Genomic DNA, 16,578 nt, shown 5'->3' on the forward strand with positions numbered 1-16,578 from the left:
CTTTAGACGCTCATTTCCACGACCCTCTAAATGGTATGTGTCTCCATCTAGGGTTAGTTTTACTGAGCTGAGAGGCATACTCGCACTCACACAGACTTGACCTTCACAAGCGGAGTACAAAAAGCAATTCGCGGGGTAGCCGGACTGATCCCACGCGGCAGATAGAATGGAAGTTTGGATCAACCAAGCGAACGATGCTGAAAGGGTAAATTTCATCCTCACCCCCCCAAGAAACTCTTGCGCACTTCAGGATCGGCCAACAGCTCTTTGCCGGTGCCGGTATAGGCATTCCGCCCCTGAACCAGCACATAGCCCTTGTCGGCAATCTCCAACGCCTGCCGCGCGTTCTGTTCGACCATCAGGATCGGCAAACCGGTGCGCGACACTTCGATGATCCGGTCAAAGAGCTCGTCCATCACGATGGGGGAAACCCCGGCCGTGGGTTCATCCAGCATCAACACCTTGGGCTGGGTCATCAGCGCCCGGCCGACAGCCACTTGCTGACGCTGCCCACCCGACAGCTCTCCAGCCGCCTGATGCCGCTTGTCGCGGAGGATGGGGAACAGATCAAATACCTGCTCCATCGTGTCCGAGAAATCATCGGTTCGGATAAACGCCCCCATCTCAAGGTTTTCTTCCACAGTCATCGAGGTAAAGATATTCGCGGTCTGCGGCACAAACCCCATACCCTTGACCACCCGATCCTGCGGCGACAGCCCTGTGATATCCTCGCCATCCAACCGCACCGTACCGGCGCGCACGTCCAGCATCCCAAAGACGGCCTTCATCGCCGTCGATTTGCCCGCCCCGTTGGGCCCGACAATCACGGCAATTTCACCGGCATCCACCGCAATCGTGCAGTCATGCAGAATATCCGGCCCCTTGCCATAGCCACCGGTCATGGTGTCACCGATCAAAAAAGGCTCACCCATAAACCGGATCCCCTGTCATCTGGCCATAAGTATCCCGGGGGTCTTGGAGGCAGAGCCCCCATCCTGCAAAACAAAGCGCGCCGCAGGCGCTCATTTGGATCACATCCATCACGCCCCGGCCTCCAGTTTGTCTTTGTTTTTCAAACCGGTGCCCAGATAGGCCTCGATCACGTGTTCATTGGCCTTGATCTCATCCAGCGTGCCTTGGGCCAGCACTTTGCCCTCGGCCATGCAGATCACCGGATCGCAGATCTTACCTATGAAGTCCATGTCATGCTCGATGACGACAAAGGTATATCCTCGCTCGGCATTCAGACGCAGGATCGTGTCGGCGATGGTCATCAGCAGGGTGCGGTTCACACCCGCGCCGACCTCATCCAGAAACACGATCTTGGCGTCAACCATCATGGTGCGGCCAAGCTCCAGCAGCTTTTTCTGCCCGCCCGAGACCTGACCGGCCTTGTGATCGGCCAGATGTTCGATGGTCAGAAACTCAAGCACCTCATCGGCCTTGGCTTTCAAAGCGCGCTCTTCATCGGCGATGCGTTTGCGCCCAAACCAGGTGTTCCACAGCGACTCTCCTGATTGCGCGCCGGGCACCATCATCAGGTTTTCGCGACAGCTCATCGAGGAAAACTCATGCGCAATCTGAAACGTGCGCAGCAGACCTTTGTGAAACAGATCATGCGGTGGCAGGCCGGTGATATCTTCGCCATCCATGAAGACCCGGCCACTGGTGGGGGGCAGAACCCCGGCGATCACGTTGAACAGAGTGGTTTTCCCGGCTCCGTTTGGTCCGATCAACCCGGTGATCGAGCCTTCCTGGATTTCCAGCGATGCCCCATCCACCGCATGAAACCCGCCGAAATGCTTGTGCACGTCTTCGACGACGATCATCATATCCCCTTGCCGCCCTGTTTGGCGTTCTTATTGCCCCGACCCTGAGAAAGGTGGCGCCTTTTGTCACTGAAACAGCCCAGGCACAAGGCCCGGGCTGCTTGTGTTTATGATCGTTTACGCAGGATCAACGGAAGTTGACGGTTGTGTTTTCACCGTCGGTGACTTCGATCTCGCGGTAAGAGCCTGCGCTTTCACCGGGGCCGATCAGTTCTACACCCGAGGCACCGACATAGTCGATCTCTTGACCCGCGGCCAACAACTCGAGACCCTTGGCCAGTTCACCGGGATAGATCTTTTCGCCCGGTGCGTTGGCCACGTCCATGACCTTGGCTGCATAATCGGCCGGGTTGGTCGATCCTGCGGCTTGCATGGCCAGCATGAACAACGCCGCGGCGTCATAGGATTCCGGCGAATAGGGCGACGAGCCGTCAAAGCCACCGGCTTCGGCCATGGCAAAATACTTCTCAGCGCCTTCACCGCCCGAACCGGCGATCTGACCGAACGAGCCGTTCAGGTCAGGCCCGACATTGGCTGGCAGCGAATCTCCGATCATGCCACCGGGCAGACCGAAAGTGTCAAAAGCGCCACTGTCCAACGCCGACTGGATGATGCCCAGACCGCCTTGGTCCAGATAGCCTGCGACGACCAGAATGTCGCCACCAGCCGAGGCCAACGCTCCCACTTCAGCGGAATAGTCGGCCTTGCCGTCCTCATGCGCGGCCACAATGGTCACTTCACCACCCGATGCCTCGAAAGAGGACTGGATCGCGTCCGCCAGACCCTTGCCGTAGTCGTTATTGGTGTAGGTCAGCGCGATTGAGCTGATGCCGCGATCATTCAGGATGTCCGCCATCACCTGACCTTCACGCGCATCCGACGGAGCGGTGCGGAAGAACAGTCCATTGTCTTCCATGGTCGAAAGACCCGGTGAGGTGGCCGAAGGTGATATCATCACCATACCGTTCGGAATCGCCACGTTCTGCAGGATCGCCCCTGTCACGCCCGAGCAGTCACCACCGATAATGCCTGCGACACCATCGGCGATCATGCGTTCACCATTGGACGTGGCCAGACCGTTATCGATACAGCCTGTATCGGCGCGCACACCAGTCACTGTGGTGCCGTCCAGCAGCTTGCCGGATTCGGTGACTTCGGCAATCGCCATCTCGGCGCCTGATCCCATGGCCGGGGCCAGCGATTCAATCGGACCGGTAAAGCCCAAAAGGATGCCTAGTTTGACATCGTCTGCCATAGCGGTGCCCGCCAGCAGAGCAGTTGCTGCGGTTGCTGTCAGCAGCTTTTTCATTGTGTTACTCCCTATTGTCATAGTCTTCTTCTGCGACAGACCCTAGGCAAGCCGTTCGCAAAAGAAAAGTCTTAACGCAAACGTGCTTTTACGCAGGCTAAAACTATTTGCTTTGATAGGTTTGTTCTTTGGAACGCTTGTCCCGCTTGCAAGAGGTTTGAAATGCTCCGACTTGTTTCGTCACTGCTTCTGATCCTGTTCGTCCCCGGTGCCATGGCTGATACGCTCCAAACCAGCGCGGGGCCGGTCACTCTGACCAAACAGATCGGCGGCCTAGATACGCCTTGGGCCATTGGCATCCTGCCGGATGGCGATTTCCTGGTGACCGAGCGAGACGGCGAGTTGCTCTATGTCAAAGATGGCCAAGCCAAGGCGGTACGCGGTGTGCCCAAGGTCGCAGCGCGCGGGCAGGGCGGGTTGCTGGACGTGACCATTCCAAGGGATTTTGCCCAGAGCCGCGAGGTGTTCCTGACCTTCTCTAAGCCGCAAAACGGCGGTGCGGGCACCGCTCTGGCAGTGGCGCGGCTTACTGAAAGCGGAGCGCGACTGACCAACCTCCGGGTGATCTTTGAGGCCACGCCCGGCGGGTCCGGTGGCCGGCATTTCGGATCGCGCGTCGTTGAAGCGCCGGATGGCAGCCTGTTCGTCACCATCGGCGACCGCGGCGACCGGCCCTCGGCGCAGGATCTGCTGACGCATATGGGATCGGTGATCCGGATCAATCGGGACGGATCGGTGCCCACAGACAATCCGTTCATCGGCGAAAGCAGCGTTCGGCCCGAGATCTGGTCTTACGGTCATCGCAACCCGCAAGGCGCGGGTCTGGATGCGCGCGGGCGGCTTTGGGTGTCGGAACATGGCGCGCGGGGCGGTGACGAGGTGAATCTGGTGGAACCCGGCGCGAATTACGGATGGCCAGTGATCTCCTATGGCGTGCACTACTCAGGCCAGAAAATCGGTGAAGGCACCTCGAAAGCGGGGATGCAACAACCTGAACACTATTGGGATCCGTCCATCGCGCCGTCTGGGTTGCTGGTCTATTCCGGCAAGCTCTGGCCCGAATGGAAGGACAACCTGTTCGTTGGGTCGTTGAAGTTCGACTATATCGCCCGACTTGACGGATCGCCTGTGCGCGAGGTTGAGCAGATCAAAGGGCCTGAGACCGCGCGGGTGCGCGACATCGTCGAGGCCCCGGACGGGGCGATCTGGTTCTTGTCGGTGGGCGAGGGCGCGGTCTATCGCATGACGCCGTGATTTTCACCAAATGAATGTGATCGCGGGCTGTTTCAGACGAAAGACTTTCTCATCGGCCGCCCGTTATGCCAGATTGCAGTCATGAGCGCTTTTGACATTGAACTTTGCACCGAAATGCCACCCAAAGCGGCGTTGAATGACATTCTGATGCAGTATTACGGGCTGATCGTTGAACGTATGGGCGCCATGGGGTTCGATATCGATCCGGCTGCCCCAAAAAGCGCATTGGCCGAGTATTGGGCGAATGCGGATGATTACCTGCCTCCGAAAGGGTGCCTGGTTGTGGCGCGCAGTGAGACGGGCGAGATCGTCGGTTGCGGCATGATGAAACGCTTTGATGACGTCACGGGCGAATTGAAACGGGTTTTCGTGACTGAGGCGGCTCGGGGCACCGGCACGGGGCGGGCTCTGATCGAAGCGCGAGAGCAGGCTGCACGGGATATGGGGCTGACGCGACTGATTGCCGATACGCTTACACCCAATGTCGAAATGCGCGATCTCTATCCCAAACTCGGATTTGTCGAGTTAGAGGATCCGATTGAAACAACGACTTATTTGGATCAGCCGATGCTGCGACCACATCTGCATTATTTCGAAAAGCACCTGTAAAGGCGTCACACCGACAGGCGCCCGCCTTGTGCGCCACGCTCACGATACGGCGTGGTGTTGTAATGCGCCCGGTAGCATTTCGAGAAATGTGACGGGCTGGCAAAGCCGCAGGCCAGCGCCACGTTGATGACGCTCATATCCGTCTGCATCAGCAGGTTGCGCGCTTTGTGCAGGCGCAGCTCCATGTAATAGCGCTTGGGCGACCGGCTCAGGTACCGGCGGAAGAGACGTTCCAGCTGGCGGGTCGACATGCCGACATCTTTGGCCAGGATCGATGGCGAGATCGGCTCTTCGATGTTCTTTTCCATCATCAGGATGACTTGGCTCAGCTTGGGATGGCGCACGCCGATCCGCGTCGGCGTGGACAGGCGCTGGGTATCCTGATCTGTCCGGATCGAGGAATAGATCATCTGGTCTGCCACCGCATTAGCCAGATCTTCGCCGTAGTCATCCGCGATCAGTTTGAGCATCAGGTCGATCGAGGAAGTGCCACCCGCCGTTGTCATCCGGTTGCCGTCGATCTGGAACACGGATTTGGTCAGGTGAACGTCTTCAAACTCTTCGGTGAAACTGTCCGAGTTTTCCCAATGAATCGTCGCGTTTTTACCGTCCAGAAGCCCAGCCTTGGCCAGCGTATAGGCAGCCGTGCACAAGCCGCCGATCTTGACACCTTTGCGCGCCTCGCGCCGCAGCCAGTTCAATACGCGCTTGGTGGTCGCGGTCTGTACGTCCACACCGCCGCAGACCAGCACAACTTCGTCCCGCTGCAACTCATCCAAATCAGAATCCAGCTGAAATGATGTTCCGGCCGAGCATTTGGCGATTTCACCACCTTCACCGGCCAGGGACCACGTATAAATCGTTTCGTTGGCCATTCGGTTGGCGATACGAAGGCTGTCCAGCGCCGATGCGAAGGACAAAAGTGAAAAGCCCTCGAGCAAGACAAAAACGAAATTCTTGGGCTTGGCGTCGGTGCCGTCCACTGTGACAACTTGGCGTTGCTCTTGCATGACGTCGTGTCCTTGCTGCGTGCCTGCGGTACCCACCAGGCAGAAGTTTTGCCCGCCACCTTGGTCAAAGCTTGATTGCGACGTCAAGAGGCGCAATTCGGATATGGCGTCCTTGAATTGCTTTTTGTATAGAGACCACCTGAATTACCTCAGTGGAGACCAAAGCTATGACCGAGTGGCACAAATCGAACTGGCGCAACAAGCCCCGGGTTCAGATGCCCGACTATACCGACGCGGCTGCGTTGGCCAAGGTAGAGTCTCAGCTTTCTCAATATCCTCCGCTGGTCTTTGCCGGTGAAGCGCGCCGTCTGAAACAGCAGCTGGGCGCTGCCGGGCGCGGTGAGGCTTTCCTGCTTCAAGGTGGCGATTGTGCCGAAAGCTTTGAGCAATTCAGCGCGGATGCGATTCGCGACACGTTCAAGGTGATGCTGCAAATGGCCATGGTTCTGACCTATGGGGCCAAAGTGCCGGTGGTCAAAGTGGGCCGCATGGCGGGGCAATTTGCCAAACCGCGCAGCGCACCGACCGAGACAGTGGATGGCGTGGAACTGCCCAGCTATCGCGGTGACATCATCAACGATCTGGCCTTCACCCCCGAAGCGCGCATTCCGAACCCGGAAAAGATGCTGCAGGCCTATACGCAGGCAGCCGCCACGCTGAACCTGCTGCGCGCGTTTTCCACCGGTGGCTTCGCAGATATGAGCCGTGTTCACGCCTGGACGCTTGGTTTTGCCGATGAACAGGACGTTCAGAAATACTCGGAGATCGCGGACCGGATTCAGGACAGCATCGATTTCATGGGTGCGGCCGGAATCACGGCGGACACGACTCATGAGTTCTCGACCGTCGAGTTCTATACGAGCCATGAAGGCCTGTTGCTGGAATATGAAGAGGCGCTGACGCGTCTGGATTCCACCTCGGGCAAATGGCTGGCCGGTTCTGGTCATATGATCTGGATCGGTGACCGCACGCGTCAGCCCGATGGTGCGCATGTCGAGTTTTGCCGTGGTGTGCAGAACCCGATTGGCCTGAAATGCGGACCGACAACCACGGCTGAAGACCTCAAGGTTCTGATGTCCAAGCTGAACCCCAAGAACGAAGAAGGGCGCCTGACCCTGATCGCGCGCTTTGGCGCTGGCAATGTGGGTGAGCATCTGCCGCGGCTCATCAAGGCCGTCAAGGAAGAGGGCGCCAAGGTCACCTGGGTCTGCGACCCAATGCATGGCAACACCATCAAGTCGGCAACCGGGTACAAAACGCGCCCGTTCGACTCGGTCCTGCGCGAAGTGCGTGATTTCTTTGGCGTGCACCAGTCCGAAGATACCATCCCCGGTGGTGTGCATTTCGAGATGACCGGTCTGGACGTGACCGAATGCACCGGCGGCGTGCGCGCTGTGACCGAAGAGGATTTGTCGGATCGGTACCACACTGCCTGTGATCCGCGCTTGAACGCCTCGCAATCGCTGGAACTGGCCTTCCTGGTGGCCGAAGAGCTGACCAACCTGCGCCGTGATCGCAGCAAACGCGCAACAGGCTAGTGTGATCGCTTTGTGACTGAAAGCGGCGGGCCTTGGGTCCGCCGTTTTTTGTTTCAGTCGTCGCGCGACACGACCAGTCTCAGATGACGGCCTGCCGGACGAAATTCGCTCCGGTCTTCGGCAAAACCTGGTTCCGGTTCACTGACCTTCTGCGGCGGGCGCTGCACGTCCGAGACATTGCGAATGTGATCGCCTGTCAATGTGAAGCGGCGCGGTGTTGTGCCGATAACCCCGTCACTGACCATCACCCCCAGAATGCGACTGATATCCCCCAAATCGCTTTTCAAAGGCAGCAGGATCATACGTGCATGCAAGCTGGTGCGCCCAAGTTTGCCTTTCGAGATCATGCTCAGCTCGGCCACGGCGGGAGCGGCAAAGACACGTTCCAGATGAGCTGTAATCTGGTCCCGCGATGCTGGGTCGAAGAAGGCTGTCATCGGCATGCCGCGCACTTCCATCCCCGCCAGTTTGTTCAGATGGCTACCCGCAAGGCGAAACCGGGCGAGACCGGGGGCGATGCGTTCGAGAATGAAAGTGTATTCAAGAATATTCTCAAGCCCACGCGGATCGATCTGGGAACGCATCGGCACCGCATTGCCGGTTAGCAATACGGTCCAATACGCTTCGGCCTGACGAATTGGGGACAGGCTACGCCCACTGTCAAAGCGGTCCATCGCAACGATTTTTCCCGATTCCTGTCGGGGCTCACTCCCAAAAAAAGAACTCATTTTCCAACCTTTACGTCAATCCAAGCCGTTTTTCCTAAAATGCCGCATACTGGTCAGAGGTCTTGGCAGCACGGCTTAGGTTTCCACCAGATTGACAGGGGTTAATACAATTTTGGAGGAAATCTTTAACGAATGGTTAACCCAACACGGTAATGCAGAGACTGAGCGGGGCCTTGCTCTTGGTGGCCTGATGGCATTAGGTGCGTCCGATGCGGGGCGATGCGTTGCGAAAAGGGACATACATGATCAGATCCATGACCGGTTTTGCTGCTGGAAAAGGCGCGTTTGGCCCTCATTCCTGGAGCTGGGAATTGCGCAGCGTGAACGGCAAGGGGCTGGATATGCGCTTGCGTCTGCCCGACTGGCTGACCGGGCTGGAGGCAGCATTGCGGGCCGAGCTGACGCGCAATGTCAACCGCGGTAACGTTACACTGTCTTTGCGGGTCAGCCGGGAAGAAACTGCAACTGATCTGCGGCTGAATATCCCTGCAATGGAAGCGGCGCTTGAGGCCATTGCGCGCACCGAGCAGATGGCCAATGCCCATGGCGTCACGCTGGCGCAATCGCGGGCAAGCGACCTCCTGTCCCTGCGGGGCATGATGGAGGCTGGAAGCGAAGACGATGACGCAGCGCCGTTGGTGGAACAGCTCAAGTCTGAATTCGGGCCCCTTTTGGCGGCGTTTCTTGAAATGCGCCAAACCGAAGGGCAGGCGCTTGCCGCGATCCTCGCCGATCAACTGAACCGGATTGCCGAACTCACCCAGGCGGCTGCGGGTCTGGCTGAACAGCGACGAGGCGAGATGGAACAGAACCTGCGCGCCAATCTGGCCCGCGTTCTGGACAACAGTCAGGGAGCGGATGAGGATCGGGTGGCGCAGGAACTTGCCCTGATCGCCGTTAAAGCCGACATCACAGAAGAGATTGACCGGCTGGCCGCCCATGTGGAGGCCGCTCGGGATCTGTTGCAACAGGATGGTCCGGTGGGGCGTAAGCTTGATTTCCTGATGCAGGAGTTCAATCGTGAGGCCAACACGCTGTGTTCAAAGTCGCAAAACGCCGAGCTGACCGCCGTTGGTCTGGAGCTTAAGGCCGTCATTGATCAGATGCGCGAGCAAGTGCAGAACGTAGAATAGAAGCAGGAACGGAAACGATGGCTGATCGCCGAGGTCTTTTAATCATTCTGTCTTCGCCCTCGGGCGCGGGCAAATCCACTTTGGCCCGGCGACTGATGCAGTGGGACGATGGGTTGGAGTTCTCAATCTCGGCCACCACCCGCGCGCCGCGCCCGGGCGAAGCGCATGGGCGCGAATATTACTTTTTGACCGAAGAAGCGTTCAAACAGCAGGTGACCGACGGTCAGATGCTGGAACACGCGCATGTTTTTGGCAATTTCTATGGATCGCCGGTCGCTCCGGTGCGCGACTCGATCACCAGCGGCCGGGACGTTCTGTTCGACGTTGACTGGCAAGGGGATTTGCAGATCCGCAATTCGGATCTTGGCAAACACGCGCTGTCGATCTTTATTCTTCCGCCCTCGATCCCAGAATTGCGACGCAGGCTGGAAAGCCGGGGCCAGGACAGCGCAGATGTGATCAGCAAGCGGATGCTCAAAAGCTGGGACGAAATCAGCCATTGGGGTTATTACGATTATGTTCTGGTGAATGATGATCTGGACGCGACCGAAGAAAAGCTGAAGACCATCATCAGCGCCGAACGGATGCGCCGAATCCAGCAACCCGCGCTGCAAGAGCATGTGCGCAAACTGCAGATGGAATTCGAGGAACAGTCGTGATGCTTTACGCTCTGGGCGATGACGCGCCGCAGATACACGACGACACTTGGGTCGCGCCCGACGCCAATCTGATCGGCAAAGTGGTGCTGGAGCAGGGCGCCTCGGTCTGGTTTGGCTGCACCTTGCGCGCGGACCATGAAGAGATCCGGGTGGGTGCCGGCAGCAATGTGCAGGAAAACTGTGTGATGCATATCGATCCGGGCTATCCGCTGAGCATCGGCCAGAACTGCACCATCGGTCACAAGGTCATGCTGCACGGTTGCACGATCGGCGATAACAGCCTGATCGGCATGGGTGCGATTGTGCTGAACGGTGCCAGGATCGGGCGCAATTGCCTGATCGGGGCAGGGGCGCTGATAACCGAAGGCAAAGAGATCCCCGACAATTCGCTGGTCATGGGAGCGCCGGGCAAGGTCGTGCGTCAGTTGGACGAGGCCGCCGCCCAGCGCTTGACGCAAAGCGCGCTGCATTATCAGCAGAACATGCGGAAGTTTCGTGACACCCTCACAAAGGTCTCGACAGACGCCTAACGCATCAAAGGCATAATCATGTCCCAAGACCTGACCGAAGAATTTGTTTCAGCGCTTCCGTTGCCCGCTTTGATGGTCGATCAGACCGAACGCATCATCGCGGCCAATGCGGATGCGACGACCATTCTGGGGCAGAACATCACCGGTCGCCATTTCGCCACCATCCTGCGTCAGCCGCTGGTGATCGAGGCGATCGAACAAAGCCTGCGCAGCAAGGGCAAAGCGAAAGCGCGCCATCTGACAAATGATGGGGCGCAGGATGTGACGTTTGAGGTTGAATGTCGCTATCTGAACGGTGTTGGCGCGGTTTCGGGCGGGGCGGCGCTGGTGGTGTTTCAGGATGTGACCCATCTGGAACAGGCCAGCCAGATGCGGCGCGATTTCGTGGCCAATGTCAGCCACGAGCTGCGCACGCCTCTGACAGCGCTGATGGGGTTTATCGAAACCCTGCGCGGCCCGGCTAAGGAAGACGCGGTCGCGCGCGAGCGGTTCTTGCAGATCATGGAAGATGAGGCGAACCGGATGAACCGTCTGGTTGGGGATCTTCTGTCGCTCAACCGGGTCGAAAGCGAAGAACGGGTCCGTCCGAAGGAACAGCTTGAGCTGACGGGTTTGCTGCAATCCACCATCAATACGCTGCGGCCTTTGGCGGATGACGCCGACGTTAAACTGATACTGACCGCCCCCGATGATCCTGTGCTGATCCCCGGCGACAGCGATCAATTGCGCCAGGTCTTCACCAACCTGATCGAAAACGGGATCAAATATGGTGGGTCCGGTGGCAGCGTCGAATTGAAGCTGCGCGTCTTTGAGCGCGACACGGCGATGCGTGGCCCAGCGGTGCGCGTGCAGATCGTCGACAAGGGGCCGGGCATTGATTCTGTCCATCTGCCGCGCCTGACCGAACGCTTCTATCGCGCCGACAGCCACCGGTCACGCCAACTTGGCGGCACCGGTTTGGGGCTGGCCATCGTCAAACACATCGTCAACCGACATCGCGGTCGGTTGCGGGTGGAAAGCGATCTGGGCAAGGGTTCGGTTTTCACCGTGATCCTGCCCCGCTGAGCCGTCGCATCTTTTGTGACAAAAAATGCGCGAAAAACGCGATCTGTCATGAAACTGTTACATAGCTGTCACAAAAGGCTTACGAGCGCGATTTAGGGCTGCGCTCAAGATCATCATGGGGGTGATCACAACACTTTTCTATCAAGGAGACTGGAATGTCCTTTGTAAAACTGTCGGCCTCGGCTCTGGCCATCGCTGCCGTTTCGGCCACTGCTGCTGCTGCGCGTGACAATGTTCAAGTCGCGGGTTCGTCGACCGTCCTGCCTTACGCTTCGATCGTTGCGGAACTGTTTGGTGAAAACACTGACTTCCCGACACCCGTTGTCGAATCGGGTGGCTCTTCCGCTGGTCTGAAGCGTTTCTGCGAAGGTGTTGGTGAGAACACCATCGACGTGGCAAATGCTTCGCGTGCAATCCGCGAAAAAGAGATCAAGGCCTGCGCCGAAAACGGTGTGACCGACATCATGGAAGTCCGCATCGGCTATGACGGCATCGTGTTCGCCAGCCAGCAGACCGGTCCGGCCTTCAACGCGTTCGAGCCTTCGGACATCTTCAACGCCCTGGGCGCGAAGGTTCTGAAAGACGGCGAAGTTGTTGATAACCCTTACAACACTTGGGCCGAGTTCAACCCGGACCTGCCTGATGTTGAAATCGCAGGCTTCATCCCGGGCACCAAGCACGGCACCCGTGAAGTGTTCGAAGAAAAAGTTCTGCTGATCGGCTGTGAAGCAACCGGCGCGATGCAGGCCATGATCGATGGCGGCATGAGCGAAGATGACGCGGAAGATGCATGTCTGGCCGTTCGCACCGATGGCAAGTCGGTCGATATCGACGGTGACTATACCGAGACACTGGCCCGCATCGACACCAACCCCAACGGCATCGGCGTGTTCGGTCTGGCGTTTTATGAGAACAACACCGACAAGCTGAAAGTGGGCACCATGTCGGGTGTTGCGCCTTCGACCGAGACCATCTCGACCGGTGAATACCCCGTTTCGCGCCCGCTGTTCTTCTACGTCAAGAAAGCGCATATCGGCGTGATCCCCGGCCTGAAAGAATACGCTCAGTTCTTTACTGCTGACGAAATCGCAGGTCCGTCGGGTCCTCTGGCCAACTATGGCCTGGTGGCAGACCCTGAGCTGGCGAAAACTCAGGAAGCGATCAACAACGAAGTGACCATGGGTTCGGGCAGCTAAGCCTGATGATGGTTTGACGGTTTGGGGGCGGCGGACAGTCGCCCCCTTCTGTGTCTTTCTAAAGTCTCTCAACCGAGAGCAACGGGGGTGTCATGCCAATAGCTTGGCTTATACTGATCGTGCTGGCGATTGCGGCGGTCGGATATGTTCTGGGACGATCACGCGCTTTGCAAAGTGCCGGCGGGGACAGCCGGGGTTTGCATTCTCTGCCGGTTTTTTACGGCACCAATGTTGCACTCAAAACCGTTGTGCCAGCCTTTGGGTTGTTGATCCTGTGGCTGCTGGCACAGCCTCTCTTCGTGAATTCTCAAATCTCGGACATGATCCCGGAAAGCGCCATCAAGGAAGGCTCATCGCGTAGCCTGGTTATGGCCGAAGTTCGACGCACAGCGTCTGGGTTGGACAATGCTGTTGCCCAGGGCACGTTGTCCGAAACAGCAGCAAACAACGCAGATGCCGATGTCAGCGAATTGACGCAGATTTTGAAAGATGCCGGACAGGTCGTTACCTCGGATATTTCTCAGCCGGTCTTGAATGCTGCTCAGCGCTATCGCCTGATGAACGCGACCGGCTATACGATCATGTCCTTCGTGGTTTTGTTTGTCGCTTTGATCGGCGCCGCTGCAGGTTGGTTGCAGACCAATGCCGACTATCGCGCCCGCAACGTGGTCGAGCAGGGTGTGGGCGTTTTGCTGCTGGCCGCTGCATCCATCGCCATTCTGACAACGGTCGGTATCGTGCTTTCTCTGGTGTTCAACACCTGGGAGTTCTTCAAGCTTTACCCCGCCACGGATTTCTTCTTTGGCCTGACCTGGTCGCCCAGCTTTTCAGGGCGCGGAGGCCTGTCCGAGTTGGGGATCATCCCGCTGCTGTGGGGTACGCTCTATATCTCGTTCGTGGCGCTTCTGGTGGCCGTGCCCATCGGCTTGTTCGCCGCGATCTACCTCAGCGAATACGCCTCGCCGCGTGTCCGTTCGGTCGCCAAGCCGATGCTTGAGGTGCTGGCCGGTATCCCCACCATCGTCTACGGGCTTTTTGCCTTGCTGACAGTGGGTCCGCTGCTGCTGAACATCTTTGGTGCCGATGGTCTGGGCTGGATGAAAGCCGGGACCGCGGTGATGACGGCGGGTGTCGTCATGGGGATCATGTTGATCCCGTTTGTGTCGTCGCTGTCGGATGACATCATCAACGCGGTTCCGCAGGCCATGCGCGACGGGTCTTACGGTTTGGGCGCCACCCAGTCCGAGACCATTCGTCAGGTGGTGCTGCCCGCAGCTTTGCCGGGCATCGTCGGTGCCATCCTGTTGGCCGCATCACGCGCCATCGGCGAGACCATGATCGTGGTTCTGGGGGCGGGCGCGGCTGCGCGCCTCAGCCTCAACCCGTTTGAAGCGATGACAACCGTGACCGCCAAGATCGTCAGCCAGTTGACAGGCGATGCCGACTTTGCCTCGCCCGAGGCGCTGGTGGCCTTTGCCCTGGGCATGACACTGTTTGTTCTGACCTTGGGGCTGAATGTCTTTGCCCTTTATATCGTGCGCAAATACCGGGAGCAGTACGAATGACCGACGCCAGCATGCAAAGCCCCGAAACCGGTCGCCACGCAGCGTCTCTGACAGCAACCGATGCGCGTACGATCAAACGCGCGAAGGCCGAGAAACGGTTCCGCACCTATGGCATTGTCGCCATCGCAACCGGTCTGTTCTTTCTGGTGGTGTTGTTTGCCTCGATCCTGTCGCAGGGTATCCCGGCCTTTCAGCGCACGGTTGTCAGTGTCGACTTCACCCTGACCGAACAGCAGCGGGAAGAGGCCGAAAGCACCCTGTTCAAAACCAAAGCCTATTCCGATCTGTTCATCGCAGCCCTCAATAAAGAGCTGACAGAACGTGGGGTCGAAGTGGATTTCGACGATGCCGCAATTGAGCGTCTGTTGGGTAAGGTTGGCGGCACGATCCGTACCTTCTATGCCGAAAACCCTGATCAGCTGGGGCAGCCGATCGAGTTTGATCTGGCCGCCTCCAGCCGCGTTGATGGATATTTCAAAGGCCGCGTGTCGCGTGACACGCTGCAAGACAGCCGCTTTCTGCAACTGAGCGACCTTGATCTGGTCGATGCGCTGAAAGAGGCCGGAATCATCAAGCAGGGGTTCAACTGGCCCTTCATCACCGGTGCAGATTCAGGTGTGGACAACCCGGGCGGCGCGGGGATCGGGGCCTCGGTTGTGGGCTCGTTCTTCATGATGATGGTTGTGTTGGTCCTGTCCTTGCCCATCGGCGTTGCAGCATCAATCTATCTCGAAGAGTTCGCGCCACAGAACAAATTCACCGATCTGATCGAGGTGAACATCTCGAACCTGGCCGCAGTTCCGTCTATTGTGTTTGGTATTCTGGGTCTGGCCGTGTTCATTCAGTTCATGCACCTGCCGCAATCGGCACCTCTGGTCGGAGGGCTGGTGCTGACGCTGATGACCCTGCCCACAATCATCATCTCGACCCGCGCCTCGCTCAAGGCGGTGCCGCCATCGATCCGGGATGCAGCACTTGGGGTAGGGGCCTCGAAAATGCAGGCGGTGTTCCACCACGTGCTGCCGCTGGCCGCACCGGGTATTCTAACCGGCACAATCATTGGTCTGGCGCAAGCCTTGGGTGAAACCGCACCTCTGTTGCTAATTGGTATGGTTGGCTTTGTGGCCCGTGGATACCCTGATGGGTTCCTGGCGGGCTTTACCGAGCCGAACTCGGCCATGCCCGCACAGATCTATACCTGGGCCGCCCGCGCCGATGTGGGCTTTTACGAAAAAGCCTGGGGCGGGATCATCATTCTTTTGATGTTCCTGCTGACCATGAATATCATCGCAATTATCCTGCGCCGCCGCTTTGAACGCCGCTGGTAAATGGAGGCTACAATGAATGACATGACACGAGTGGAGAGAGCTGTGGACTCCCAAGACATCAAAATCAACGCCAAGAATGTTCAGGTGTTTTATGGCGAGACCCATGCGATCAAGGACGTGAATGTCGATATCGAAGACAAGACCGTCACCGCCTTTATCGGCCCGTCGGGCTGCGGGAAGTCCACCTTCCTGCGCTGTCTGAACCGGATGAACGACACAATCGACATCTGCAAGGTCAAGGGTGACATTCTGCTGGACGGTGAAGACATCTATGACAAGCGGGTCGATCCGGTGCAGCTGCGCGCCAAGGTGGGGATGGTGTTTCAGAAACCCAACCCGTTCCCAAAGTCGATCTATGACAACGTGGCTTACGGCCCGCGCATCCACGGGCTGGCCAAGAACAAAGCCGAGCTGGACGAGATTGTCGAAAAATCCCTGCGCCGAGGTGCGATCTGGGATGAAGTCAAAGACCGCCTGGATGCTCCGGGGACTGGCCTGTCCGGTGGTCAGCAACAGCGTCTGTGCATTGCCCGTGCAGTCGCGACCGAACCCGAAGTGCTGTTGATGGACGAGCCTTGTTCCGCGCTGGACCCGATTGCAACTGCACAGGTCGAGGAACTGATCGACGAGCTGCGCGCGCGCTATTCGGTGGTCATCGTGACCCACTCGATGCAGCAGGCAGCACGGGTCAGCCAGAAGACGGCGTTTTTCCATCTGGGGAACCTGGTCGAGTTCGGTGAAACCGGGCAGATCTTTACCAACCCCGAAGACCCGCGCACTGAAAGCTACATCACAGGCCGGATCGGCTGAGCACAGGTATTTTCC

Annotated in this window: 16 protein-coding genes; 11 read left to right on the top strand and 5 right to left on the bottom strand. The window is 58.1% G+C overall.

Translation table 11 applies throughout. From position 1 onward, the window contains the following. Nucleotides 1-218 precede the first annotated feature (218 nt). The 3 genes from GOW40_RS00330 to GOW40_RS00340 form a co-directional block, all read right to left on the bottom strand. Nucleotides 219-932, bottom strand: a complete 714-nt coding sequence (locus GOW40_RS00330) for an ABC transporter ATP-binding protein (protein ID WP_171129524.1) — start codon at nucleotides 930-932, stop codon at nucleotides 219-221. A 108-nt stretch (nucleotides 933-1,040) separates the two neighbouring features. Further along, nucleotides 1,041-1,829, bottom strand: a complete 789-nt coding sequence (locus GOW40_RS00335) for an ABC transporter ATP-binding protein (protein ID WP_171099033.1) — start codon at nucleotides 1,827-1,829, stop codon at nucleotides 1,041-1,043. 127 nt (nucleotides 1,830-1,956) lie between these two features. Further along, entirely contained in the window at nucleotides 1,957-3,138 is a 1,182-nt protein-coding gene (locus GOW40_RS00340) for an ABC transporter substrate-binding protein (protein WP_171099031.1), read from the bottom strand. 162 nt (nucleotides 3,139-3,300) lie between these two features. Here GOW40_RS00340 and GOW40_RS00345 point away from each other — a divergent pair, with 162 nt between their 5' ends. Continuing rightward, nucleotides 3,301-4,392, top strand: coding sequence for a PQQ-dependent sugar dehydrogenase (locus GOW40_RS00345; protein ID WP_171129522.1), 1,092 nt, complete (start codon nucleotides 3,301-3,303; stop codon nucleotides 4,390-4,392). An 81-nt stretch (nucleotides 4,393-4,473) separates the two neighbouring features. Beyond that, complete coding sequence (locus GOW40_RS00350; protein ID WP_171129520.1) at nucleotides 4,474-5,001, top strand: GNAT family N-acetyltransferase; 528 nt, start codon at nucleotides 4,474-4,476, stop codon at nucleotides 4,999-5,001. Nucleotides 5,002-5,006: 5 nt separating this feature from the next. On the opposite strand, the gene GOW40_RS00355 is transcribed toward GOW40_RS00350, so the two are convergent. Beyond that, nucleotides 5,007-6,011: a GlxA family transcriptional regulator gene (locus GOW40_RS00355; RefSeq protein WP_171129518.1), complete on the bottom strand. Its 1,005-nt coding sequence runs from the start codon at nucleotides 6,009-6,011 to the stop codon at nucleotides 5,007-5,009. A 167-nt stretch (nucleotides 6,012-6,178) separates the two neighbouring features. On the opposite strand from GOW40_RS00355, the gene GOW40_RS00360 reads away from it, so the two are divergent. Next, nucleotides 6,179-7,549: a class II 3-deoxy-7-phosphoheptulonate synthase gene (locus GOW40_RS00360; RefSeq protein ID WP_171129516.1), complete on the top strand. Its 1,371-nt coding sequence runs from the start codon at nucleotides 6,179-6,181 to the stop codon at nucleotides 7,547-7,549. A gap of 53 nt (nucleotides 7,550-7,602) precedes the next feature. Here the strand turns inward: GOW40_RS00360 and GOW40_RS00365 are convergent, their stop codons facing one another. After that, nucleotides 7,603-8,223: a PAS domain-containing protein gene (locus GOW40_RS00365; RefSeq protein ID WP_171129513.1), complete on the bottom strand. Its 621-nt coding sequence runs from the start codon at nucleotides 8,221-8,223 to the stop codon at nucleotides 7,603-7,605. A gap of 296 nt (nucleotides 8,224-8,519) precedes the next feature. Between GOW40_RS00365 and GOW40_RS00370 the strand changes: the two genes are divergently transcribed. From GOW40_RS00370 to pstB, 8 genes are all read left to right on the top strand, one after another. Then, nucleotides 8,520-9,410 carry a YicC/YloC family endoribonuclease gene (locus GOW40_RS00370; RefSeq protein ID WP_171129511.1) on the top strand — a complete coding sequence of 297 codons (891 nt, stop codon included), beginning with the start codon at nucleotides 8,520-8,522 and terminating at the stop codon, nucleotides 9,408-9,410. Between the two features lie 17 nt (nucleotides 9,411-9,427). Beyond that, nucleotides 9,428-10,069 (top strand): guanylate kinase, encoded by a 642-nt coding sequence (gene gmk / locus GOW40_RS00375; protein WP_171129509.1) that lies wholly within the window; start codon nucleotides 9,428-9,430, stop codon nucleotides 10,067-10,069. Further along, nucleotides 10,066-10,599 (top strand): gamma carbonic anhydrase family protein, encoded by a 534-nt coding sequence (locus tag GOW40_RS00380; RefSeq protein WP_171129507.1) that lies wholly within the window; start codon nucleotides 10,066-10,068, stop codon nucleotides 10,597-10,599. Before gmk ends, GOW40_RS00380 begins: the two co-directional genes overlap by 4 nt. Nucleotides 10,600-10,617: 18 nt before the next feature. After that, nucleotides 10,618-11,664 carry an ATP-binding protein gene (locus GOW40_RS00385; protein WP_171129505.1) on the top strand — a complete coding sequence of 349 codons (1,047 nt, stop codon included), beginning with the start codon at nucleotides 10,618-10,620 and terminating at the stop codon, nucleotides 11,662-11,664. 155 nt (nucleotides 11,665-11,819) lie between these two features. Next, nucleotides 11,820-12,860: a substrate-binding domain-containing protein gene (locus GOW40_RS00390; protein WP_171129503.1), complete on the top strand. Its 1,041-nt coding sequence runs from the start codon at nucleotides 11,820-11,822 to the stop codon at nucleotides 12,858-12,860. Between the two features lie 92 nt (nucleotides 12,861-12,952). Then, complete coding sequence (pstC, locus tag GOW40_RS00395; RefSeq protein WP_171129501.1) at nucleotides 12,953-14,425, top strand: phosphate ABC transporter permease subunit PstC; 1,473 nt, start codon at nucleotides 12,953-12,955, stop codon at nucleotides 14,423-14,425. After that, a complete protein-coding gene (gene pstA / locus GOW40_RS00400) occupies nucleotides 14,422-15,753 on the top strand; it encodes a phosphate ABC transporter permease PstA (RefSeq protein WP_171129499.1) in 1,332 nt (443 codons plus the stop codon). The genes pstC and pstA overlap by 4 nt, the downstream gene beginning before the upstream one ends. Before the next feature lie 12 nt (nucleotides 15,754-15,765). Next, nucleotides 15,766-16,563, top strand: a complete 798-nt coding sequence (pstB, locus tag GOW40_RS00405) for a phosphate ABC transporter ATP-binding protein PstB (RefSeq protein ID WP_305848781.1) — start codon at nucleotides 15,766-15,768, stop codon at nucleotides 16,561-16,563. Nucleotides 16,564-16,578: the final 15 nt, after the last annotated feature.

The sequence above is a fragment of the Ruegeria sp. HKCCA6707 genome, from assembly GCF_013033515.1.
Classification (GTDB): domain Bacteria; phylum Pseudomonadota; class Alphaproteobacteria; order Rhodobacterales; family Rhodobacteraceae; genus Ruegeria.